This window comes from Streptomyces sp. AcH 505, from assembly GCF_000818175.1.
GTDB lineage: Bacteria > Actinomycetota > Actinomycetes > Streptomycetales > Streptomycetaceae > Streptomyces.
In genome coordinates, this window is sequence record NZ_JTIY01000002.1 from 428,276 (window position 1) to 436,930 (window position 8,655).

Genomic DNA, 8,655 nt, shown 5'->3' on the forward strand with positions numbered 1-8,655 from the left:
CTCGCCCGCCACAGCTCGGCGCGCGCCGCAGGGTCGTACGCCTGCGCGGCGGGCCGGGTCTCGCGGGTCCGGTCGAAGAAGCGGCCCGTCGTGTCCGCCAGGGCCGGGTCGGTGACCAGCCGCAGGGTCGCGGCCGTGCCCTCTTCCAGGGTGTCGACGCTGCGGCCGATCTCCGACAGCACCATCTTGGTCGGCATGTAGGTCGCCGGATGCAGGCTGTTGACGGTGACCTCGGCGGCGGGCAGCCGCCCGGCCAGCTCGAAGCCGGACATGATCTGGGCGAGCTTGCTCTGGCCGTAGGCACGGCCGCCGTCGTAGCCGCGCTCCAGCATGAGGTCGTCGAAGTCGAGCGGACTCTGGCCGAGCGACGCCACATTGACGATGCGGGCGGGCGCCGACGCCCGCAGCAGCGGGAGCAGTTCGACGGTCAGCAGGAATCCGGCGAGATAGTTCACGGCGAAACGCAGCTCGTAGCCGTCGGCGCTGGTCCTGCGGGTACGGCCGTCCGGCTCGCCCGACCCGATGCCCGCGTTGCTCACGAAGACGTCGAGCCGGTCGGTGAGCCCGCGCACGTCGGCGGCCAGCCGGCGCACCTGGGCCAGGTCGGCGAGATCGGCGAGCACGGTGTCGGGACGTACGGCGCCGGCCGCTGCCAGTGCGTCGGCGGTCTTGTCGAGCCGGTCCTGGTCGCGGCCGTGCAGGATCAGCCGGGTGCCGTCACCGGCCAGCCGGCCGGCCAGGGAGCGGCCGAGGCCGTCGGTCGCTCCGGTGACGAGAACGGTTCGAGTGCCACTCACGGGGTTCCTTCCAGGGTGATCCGGGCGGGCGCCGCCAGGATGCCACGCGCGGGGCGCCGCGGCGCCGCGGGGCCAGGTGGCCGAGCCGGTCGCGCGAACAGGCAGAACAGGGCGAACGCAGGAGTGGCGGGGGAGGGACAGGGCACCCGAAGGGGCACGAAAGGTATCCGGTTCCGTAGAGAAGGATGTGCACGGCCATGGCTGAGTTCCTCACCGACATCGAGACACTCCGGGCGCGGGCGCGCAAGGAGATCGAGAAGGGCCCGGTGACGGACGCCTACGGCGCCGATGTCGAGCGCGTCATCCAGGTGCTGAACGAGGCACTGGCCACGGAGATCGTCTGCACCCTGCGCTACAAGCGGCACTACTACACGGCGTCGGGCCTGTACTCCGAGCCGGTGGCGGCCGAATTCCTCGAACACGCGGCGGAGGAGCAGGAGCACGCCGACAAGCTGGCCAAGCGCATCGTGCAGCTCGGCGGTGAACCCGACTTCGACCCGGACACCCTCACCAGCCGCTCGCACGCGCAGTACGACGCGAGCGCCGGCCTGGTCGACATGATCAAGGAGGACCTGGTGGCCGAACGGGTGGCCATCGCCTCCTACACCGAGATCACCCAGTGGCTCGGTGACGGCGACCCCACCACCCGCCGGGTCTTCGAGGACCTGCTCGCCCAGGAGGAGGAGCACGCCGACGACCTGCGCGGCCTGCTGGAACGCCTGCCGGCCGCGGAGAAGCCCACCTCCTGACCGCCCCCCGCGACACCCCGAGAGCACCCCGGTGCCGGCGCCCCCGCCGGCACCGGGGTTCTCCTTGTCGCAACCGTCATTCGTTCCGCGCGGTGGCGGGTCCGGGGCGGCCGCGCGTTTGGAACTGGTTTCAGGTGGCACCCGAAACTGGGTCGAGCGGCCAGCCACCCCGGTTCACCGGCGACGACTTCACGTACTGATCAAGGTGAGACGAGTTGAATCAGAAAGAGTCCGACCGTCAGGAAGAGTCCGGCAGCCCCAACGAGCCCGACAGCCAGGAGAAGTCCGACAGCAAGACCAAGCTGACCGTCCTGGTGGCACTCGGCGCGAATCTGCTGATCGCGGTGGCCAAGGCGGTCGGCGGTCTGTTCACCGGTTCACCCGCGCTGCTGTCCGAAGCCGCGCACTCCGTCGCCGACAGCCTCAACGAGGTCTTCCTGCTCTTCTCGCTGCGCCGCAGCCGGCAGCCCGCGGACGAGCAGCACCCCTTCGGCTACGGCAAGGAGCGCTACTTCTGGGCGCTGCTCGCCGCCGTCGGGATCTTCGTCATGGGCGGCTGCTTCTCCTTCTTCCAGGGCTTCGAGGCCCTGGGCGAGAAGACCCACGAGGACGCGTCGGACTACGTCATCGGCCTCGTCGTGCTCGGGGTCGCGCTGCTCGCCGAAGGCACCTCGCTGATAAGGGCGGTCGTGCAGGTGCGCGGCGAGAAGGAAGGCGCCGAGGACCCCGCCCTGCGGACCGTGCTCGCCGAGGACTCGACCGCCGTGCTCGGTGTGCTCTTCGCCATGGCGGGTCTGGTGCTCCACTGGATCACCGGGAACATCGTCTGGGAGTCGTGCGCGTCCTTCGCCATCGGGGTGCTGCTCGTCTACATCGCCTACCGGCTCGGCGCCGAGGCCCGTACCCAGCTGATCGGCGAGGCCGTCGACCCGGAGATGAGCGGCCGTATCCGCTCGATGCTGTCCGCGCAGCCCGAGATCGACAACGTCGCGTCGCTGCTGACCATGAAGCTCGGCATGGACTCGACGCTCGTCGCCGCCCGGGTCGACCTGGTGCCCGGCCTCGACAGCGAGGCCGTGGAGCTGGTCTGCGTACGGATCAAGAAGTCCGTGACCCACACCTGGCCCGAGGCGGATCAGGTCTACCTCGACATCACCGAGGCGCCGTCCGACGATTGACGGGCCGTCGGCCCGCTCCTGGCGCGTCGCGGGACCGCGCGCCGACAGCGGTGCTTTCATGGGCCGGATTCCCGGGGTCGTGGCGTGCGGAGGTGAGCGTATGGCGCACAGGATCATCAGCCTCGCGGCCGAACTCGCCGCCTGGTGGGCGGCGCTGCTCGTGCTCTGGCTGATGCTGATCAGCGCCGTGACACCACTGGAGTGGGCGGTGGGCTCGGCGGTCGCCCTGCTGGGCGCCGTCGGCGCGTGCGGCGCGCGGCGTGCGGTGATCGCCCGGTGAACGGCTGGCTGCTCGCTTCGGCCGTGCTGCTGGCCGGCGGGGTGGCACCGGCGCTGTGGGCGGTGGCCACCGGACCGATCAGACGCCGGGTGGTCGCACAGAACATGGCCACCCTCGTGGTCTGTCTCGTCCTGCTGCTGCTGGCCCAGGGTTACGCCAGGACGTCGTACGTCGACGCGGGGCTCGTCCTCGCGCTGCTCGGTCCGGCCGGCACACTCATCTACGCGCGGCTGTTCGCCGAGGAGTTGCGGGCCGATCCGCCGCGCGGCCGGCTGGCCGACGTGGTGTCGGCCGGTGCGGCTGTCGCCGTCGTCGTGCCGTTGTGTGTGGTCGCCGAGCCGGGCAGGTCGATGGTCAAACTCATCGTCATCGGAACGCTGTTGGTGGCGGGCAACCAGATCTCCTCCCGGGCGCTGCGTGAACAGCCGCCGGGCGAACAACCGCCGGGCGAACAGCACCCGGGCGCAAGGGCGTCGGACGGCGGCGGGGTGTCATGAACGACGCGCTGATCGTCATCTCGCTGCTGCTGGTGGCCGCGGCCGCCACCACGGCCGTCGTCGTCCGCGACCCGGCCCGTCAGGCGCTGGTGCTGTCCCTGCTCGGCCTCACCCTGGCCGTGCTGTTCATCGTGCTCCAGGCGCCGGACGTGGCGCTCTCCCAGCTCGCCGTCGGCTCGGCGCTCACCCCGCTGTTGCTGCTGCTGTCCGTACGCAAGATCCGGCGCCGTCCCCGGCCGCCGGCGAGCGGGCGAAGGGAAGGCGAGTGACCCGCGGGCAGCGGCTGTGGCTGCTGGCCGTCGGCCTCGCCGGCGTCGCCGTGCTGCTCGTCACGGCCTACACCGGCCTGCCCGACTTCGGCGCCGCCTTCCACCCGTACGGCGACCGGGCCGTCCACGCCTCACTCGCCCGGCACACCGCCAACGTCATCTCCTCCATCAACTTCGACCAGCGCGGCTACGACACACTCGGCGAGGAGAGCATCCTCTTCGGCGCCGTGCTCGGCACGGTCGTCCTGCTGCGCCAGACCCGCGACGAACGGCAGGTCGACCCCGCACCCGCCCTGGTGCTGCCCGCGGTGCGCCGATACGCGCTGTACCTGCTGCCGGTGACGCTGGTGGTCGGTCTCTACGTCGTCGCCCACGGCCAACTGAGCCCCGGCGGCGGCTTCCAGGGCGGTGTGGTGACGGCGACCGCGCTCCATCTGCTCTACATCGCCGTGGATTACCACGCGCTGGAGCGGATCAGACCGATGGGCCTGTACGAGATCGGCGACGCGGCCGGCGAGGGTGCCTATCTGTTGCTGGGCGCCGCCGGGCTGCTCGGCGGCACCTCGTTCCTCGCCAACTTCCTGCCGCTCGGCACGTTCAACACCCTGTCGTCCGGCGGAACCGTCCCCCTGCTGAACGCCGCCATCGGCATGGAGGTCGCCTGCGCCGTGGTCGTCCTGCTCGCCCGCTTCCTCGACCAGGCCGTCGAGATCGAGGGGCGGGGGGAGAAGTGACGGTAGGAGAAGTGAGGAGGACATGATGTCCGTGCTGCCGTACCTGGTCGCCGCGTGGATCTTTCTTGTCGGCTGCTACGGGCTCGCCACCAGCCGCAATCTGATCCACGCCGTGGGCTGTCTCGCCGTCTGCCAGTCCTCCACCTACGTACTGCTGATGGCCGTCGGCTACCGGAACGGCGGCACGGCGCCCGTCTTCTCCGACATCGCGCCGGGCTCCCGGCCGGTCGTCGACCCCGTCGTCCAGGCCCTGACCCTCACGGACGTGGTGGTGGGCGCCACCGTCACCGCCCTGCTGCTCGCCCTGGTCATCCAGGTCAACAAGCGGCACGGCACGGTCGATCCGGACGAACTGTCCGAGCTGCGCGGATGAACCAACTGCTGCCGCTCGTCGTGGCGCTGCCCCTCCTCGGCGCCGCACTGCTCGTCGCCACCGGACGCGTCGTCCCGCGCAGGGTCGCGGAGACCACGGCCTGCGTGGTGGCGTCCGGCACGGCGGGACTGACCCTGTGGCTGCTGGCCGACGCGTCGTCGGCCCCGCTGACCGACTGGGTGGGCGGCTGGGAGCCGCACCACGGGCAGAGCGTCGGGATCGTGCTGCGGGGCGACCTGATGGGGCTGGGGCTCGCCGCACTCGTCTCGCTGCTCGTCGTCGCCGTACTCGCCTACTCCTGGCGGTACTTCGACGAACCACCGCGCAGACAGTCCGGCTCGTTCCCCGCGCTCGTACTGCTCTTCCAGGCGGGCATGTGCGGATTCGTCCTCACCGGCGACCTGTTCAACGCCTTCGTCTTCTTCGAGCTGATGGGCGTCGTCGCCTACGCGCTGACCGGATACCGGGTGGAGGAGGCCAAGGCGGTGCAGGGCGCGCTGACCTTCGGTGTCATCAACTCCCTCGGCGCCTACGTCAGTCTGACGGGCATCGTGCTGCTCTACGCGCGCACCGGCGAGCTGGGCATGCGGGCGGTCGGACAGCGGCTCGACCAACAGGGCGGCCCCGACGCGCTCGTACTGACCGCGTTCGTGCTGGTACTGACCGGACTGCTGGTCAAGGCGGCGGCCGTACCGTTCCACTTCTGGCTGCCCGACGCACACGCCGTCGCCCCCACACCGGTGTGCATGCTGCTGTCCGGTGTGATGGTCGAACTCGGTGTGTACGGCGTCGGCCGGGTCTACTGGACCGTCTTCGCAGGACCCGGCGGTGTGCCGGCCGCCGACGCCCGGCGGGCGCTGGTGGTGCTCGGCGCCGTGTCGGCGGTCGTCGGGGCGCTCATGTGCTGGCAACAGCGCCATGTGAAGCGGCTGCTGGCCTTCTCCACCGTCGCCCACACGGGGCTCTTCCTCGTCGGGCTCGGGCTGCTCACCCCGGACTCGACCGAGGGCATCGCCCTCTACGCGCTGGGCCACGCCGGTGTGAAGGCCGCCCTGTTCGCCTGCGCCGGCATCCTGCTCGACCGCTACGGCAGCGTCGACGAACACGACCTGTACGGGCGGGCGCGCCGGCTCACCCCGGTGGCCGTGATGTTCGTGGCCGGCGGCCTGGCACTCGCCGGGCTGCCGCCGTTCGGTACGGGGCTGGGCAAGGCGGTCACCGAGGAGTCGGCCGACAGCTGGGTGACCGCGCTCTTCGTGCTGGTCTCCGCGGTCACCGGGGGAGCGGTGCTGCGGGTCGCCGCCCGGGTCTTCTTCGCCCGCGGGCCGCGCCCGGTGGCCGGCCGGACGTACGAGACCAAGGGCGAGGAGGAGGAACCCGAGTCCCACGGCAGCCCCGGACGGGTGCCGGACACCATGCTGGCCGTACCCGCCGTGCTGCTGTCCTGCGGCCTCGTGGTGGGGCTCGTCCCCGGCATCGGCGCCGTGGTCGCGCACGCCGTCGACCAGGCGCTGCCCGGCACCGCCGCCGGCGCACCGCACTGGACCGCGCCGGGCGTGCTGCTGGGCCTGCTGTCCGCCGCCCTCGCCGTCGCGCTGGCGGGCTACGCCGTACGGGCGCGGCCGCGGCAGCGCCGCGCGCTCCCTGACTGGTCAGGACCCGTGCGGCGGCTGCACTCGGGGCACATCGGCGACTACGTGGCCTGGCTGCTCGTGGGCGTGACGCTGCTCGGCGCGCTCACCCTGCCCGGCTTCCTCTGACCGCCCACGGAGACCCGCTGCGGCTCTCCCTGTCCCGGATGCACGTATCACGGCTGTACTCGCGTACGCTGGCCGAGTCCCGTACCGGATTGCTCACCGACCAGTGAGCGGGCGCGCAGCGCTCCGGACAACCGCCGTCATGCACGACGGGAAACGATGGGGCACCCAGCTTGCCAGCGTGTCGATCGGCATTCGGGCCGTCCGGCCGCTCCACTTCGAACGGTTGTGCATGCCTTCCTCACCGTCCCGCCAGGATCCGATGCAGGTACCGGCCGCCGCTGACGCCCCCGTGCGCCCGCAGCACCACGGCATCTTCCTCGAACCGGCCTACACCGTCGAACTGCCCCCGCTGAACGAGGGCGAGGACGACGGCGAGGGCGAGGCCCTCTTCGAACGGATCTCGGCGCGCCGCCACACGCCCGGCCAGCGCAGGGGTTGATCAGCGCGGAGTAATCAGCGCGGGGTAGTCAGCCCGCGTCATCAGCCCGGTCGTCGACGCGGTAGTCGATCCGGTAGTACCTCAGCTGCCTGTCCTCGGCCACGAGCCGCATACCGGCCGCCGCCATGACGCGCTGGGACGCGACGTTGTCGAGGTTCGCGTCCCCCCGTACGGTGGCGACACCGCTCGACCGGGCGAACCGCAGCAGCTCGCGCAGGGCCTCGGACGCATAGCCCTGGCCCTGCGCCGCAGCCACCAGGCCGTACCCGACGGTGACACTCAGATCCTCGTCGGGTACGCCGTGGAAGCCGATACCGCCGATGGTCCGCCCGTCGGCGCGGCGCCGGATCTCGTACACGCCGAACCGCCCGGGATCCCCGGTGTCCGCGTGGGCGGCCAGGAACCGTACGGCTCCTGACACATCGCCCGCCTCCGGATACCCGGGCTCCCAGCGGTCGCCCGGGTCCGGTCTGCGTGCCGCCACGCGCTGCGCCTCCGCCACATCGAGCAGATGCAGCACGAGCCGTTCCGTCACCAGGTCCGCCATGGCTGGAGCGTACACAGCGGATACGGCCAACACCCGTGCGGGCCAGCGGGATCGGCGCCGGTCAGCCGGCGGCGTGGGCGAGCGCCTCGTACTCCTCGTCGGTCAGCTCGATGGCCGCCCCGGCGACGTTCTCCTCCAGGTGCGCGACGGACGAGGTCCCGGGGATCGGCAGCACGGCGGGCGAGCGGCGCAGCAGCCAGGCCAGCGCGAGCTGCGAGGGGGCGACACCGCGGTCCGCGGCGATCCGGCTCAGCGGGCTGTCGGCGCCCGCGAGGGCGCCGGTGGCCAGCGGGAACCAGGGAATGAACGCCAGGCCGTTGGCCTGCGCGTGTTCCAGTACGTCCTCGGAGTGGCGGTCGGCGAGGTTGAAGAGGTTCTGCACCGAGACGATCCGCGCCGTCTTGCCGGCCTCGACCAGCTCGTCGACCGTGACCTCACTCAGCCCGATGTGCCGGATCTTGCCCTCGCTCTGCAGCGCCGCCAGCTCGCCGACCTGGTCGGCGAGCGGCACCTTGGGGTCGATCCGGTGCAGCTGGAGCAGGTCTATCCGCTCAAGTCCCAGGTGGCGCAGGCTCAGTTCGACCTGCTGGCGCAGATACTCGGGGCGGCCGACCGGGACCCAGGCGTTCGGGCCCGTCCGGGTGTGGCCCGCCTTGGTGGCGATCACCAGATCGTCGGCGTACGGGTGGAGCGCCTTCTTGAGCAGCAGGTCGGCGACGAACGGCCCGTAGGCGTCGGCGGTGTCGATGAAGTTGACGCCGAGCTCGACGGCGCGGCGCAGTACCCGTACCGCCCCCTCGGGGTCCTTCGACTCGCCCCAGACGCCCGGACCCGGCAGCTGCATGGTGCCGTAGCCGAGCCGGTTGACGGTCAGGTCGCCGCCGATGACGAAGGTGCCTGCGGCGCTCGCGGGCGTCAGTGTGTCGGACATGGGGTGGTACTCCTGTGTGTCGTCTACCTGTGATTGCCGCACACTGCAACGCCACACCGCGCCCCGGATGTTCCCGGCCCCGCCGGCCGGGCCGGCTGGTG

The 8,655-nt window shown here is 71.5% G+C and carries 12 protein-coding genes; 9 read left to right on the plus strand and 3 right to left on the minus strand.

What is annotated here, in order from left to right; translation table 11 throughout:
* Positions 1 to 797, minus strand: a 797-nt coding sequence (locus HY68_RS32060; protein ID WP_063779729.1) for an SDR family NAD(P)-dependent oxidoreductase, incomplete at its 3' end; no start/stop codon positions are given.
* A gap of 197 nt (positions 798 to 994) precedes the next feature.
* Between HY68_RS32060 and HY68_RS32065 the strand changes: the two genes are divergently transcribed.
* From HY68_RS32065 to HY68_RS32105, 9 genes are all read left to right on the plus strand, one after another.
* Entirely contained in the window at positions 995 to 1,546 is a 552-nt protein-coding gene (locus HY68_RS32065) for a ferritin-like domain-containing protein (protein WP_041998396.1), read from the plus strand.
* A gap of 302 nt (positions 1,547 to 1,848) precedes the next feature.
* The gene (locus tag HY68_RS32070) at positions 1,849 to 2,724 is read left to right on the plus strand and encodes a cation diffusion facilitator family transporter (RefSeq protein ID WP_241778895.1); all 876 of its coding nucleotides are present in this window, start codon (positions 1,849 to 1,851) and stop codon (positions 2,722 to 2,724) included.
* A 100-nt stretch (positions 2,725 to 2,824) separates the two neighbouring features.
* Complete coding sequence (locus HY68_RS32075; protein ID WP_041998401.1) at positions 2,825 to 3,004, plus strand: hypothetical protein; 180 nt, start codon at positions 2,825 to 2,827, stop codon at positions 3,002 to 3,004.
* Entirely contained in the window at positions 3,001 to 3,501 is a 501-nt protein-coding gene (locus HY68_RS32080) for a monovalent cation/H+ antiporter complex subunit F (RefSeq protein WP_063779730.1), read from the plus strand. The genes HY68_RS32075 and HY68_RS32080 overlap by 4 nt, the downstream gene beginning before the upstream one ends.
* A complete protein-coding gene (locus HY68_RS32085; RefSeq protein ID WP_041998404.1) occupies positions 3,498 to 3,770 on the plus strand; it encodes a DUF4040 domain-containing protein in 273 nt (90 codons plus the stop codon). Before HY68_RS32080 ends, HY68_RS32085 begins: the two co-directional genes overlap by 4 nt.
* On the plus strand, positions 3,767 to 4,504 hold the full coding sequence (locus tag HY68_RS32090; RefSeq protein WP_041998407.1) for an MnhB domain-containing protein: 738 nt from the start codon (positions 3,767 to 3,769) through the stop codon (positions 4,502 to 4,504). Before HY68_RS32085 ends, HY68_RS32090 begins: the two co-directional genes overlap by 4 nt.
* Positions 4,505 to 4,526: 22 nt before the next feature.
* A complete protein-coding gene (locus tag HY68_RS32095; RefSeq protein ID WP_041998410.1) occupies positions 4,527 to 4,877 on the plus strand; it encodes a sodium:proton antiporter in 351 nt (116 codons plus the stop codon).
* Complete coding sequence (locus HY68_RS32100; protein WP_041998413.1) at positions 4,874 to 6,637, plus strand: complex I subunit 5 family protein; 1,764 nt, start codon at positions 4,874 to 4,876, stop codon at positions 6,635 to 6,637. Before HY68_RS32095 ends, HY68_RS32100 begins: the two co-directional genes overlap by 4 nt.
* 178 nt (positions 6,638 to 6,815) lie before the next feature.
* Positions 6,816 to 7,076, plus strand: coding sequence for a hypothetical protein (locus HY68_RS32105; protein WP_157874473.1), 261 nt, complete (start codon positions 6,816 to 6,818; stop codon positions 7,074 to 7,076).
* Between the two features lie 28 nt (positions 7,077 to 7,104).
* Here the strand turns inward: HY68_RS32105 and HY68_RS32110 are convergent, their stop codons facing one another.
* Positions 7,105 to 7,623, minus strand: coding sequence for a GNAT family N-acetyltransferase (locus HY68_RS32110; RefSeq protein WP_041998419.1), 519 nt, complete (start codon positions 7,621 to 7,623; stop codon positions 7,105 to 7,107).
* A 61-nt stretch (positions 7,624 to 7,684) separates the two neighbouring features.
* Positions 7,685 to 8,554 carry an aldo/keto reductase gene (locus tag HY68_RS32115; RefSeq protein ID WP_041998422.1) on the minus strand — a complete coding sequence of 290 codons (870 nt, stop codon included), beginning with the start codon at positions 8,552 to 8,554 and terminating at the stop codon, positions 7,685 to 7,687.
* Between the last annotated feature and the right edge of the window lie 101 nt (positions 8,555 to 8,655).

Bases quoted from the DNA above. Each gene is read 5' to 3' on its own strand.
- HY68_RS32065 (WP_041998396.1), top strand. From the start codon at position 995: ATGGCTGAGTTCCTCACCGACATCGAGACACTCCGGGCGCGGGCGCGC.
- HY68_RS32085 (WP_041998404.1), top strand. From the start codon at position 3,498: ATGAACGACGCGCTGATCGTCATCTCGCTGCTGCTGGTGGCCGCGGCC.
- HY68_RS32100 (WP_041998413.1), top strand. From the start codon at position 4,874: ATGAACCAACTGCTGCCGCTCGTCGTGGCGCTGCCCCTCCTCGGCGCC.
- HY68_RS32115 (WP_041998422.1), bottom strand. From the start codon at position 8,554: ATGTCCGACACACTGACGCCCGCGAGCGCCGCAGGCACCTTCGTCATC.
- HY68_RS32075 (WP_041998401.1), top strand. From the start codon at position 2,825: ATGGCGCACAGGATCATCAGCCTCGCGGCCGAACTCGCCGCCTGGTGG.
- HY68_RS32095 (WP_041998410.1), top strand. From the start codon at position 4,527: ATGATGTCCGTGCTGCCGTACCTGGTCGCCGCGTGGATCTTTCTTGTC.
- HY68_RS32110 (WP_041998419.1), bottom strand. From the start codon at position 7,623: ATGGCGGACCTGGTGACGGAACGGCTCGTGCTGCATCTGCTCGATGTG.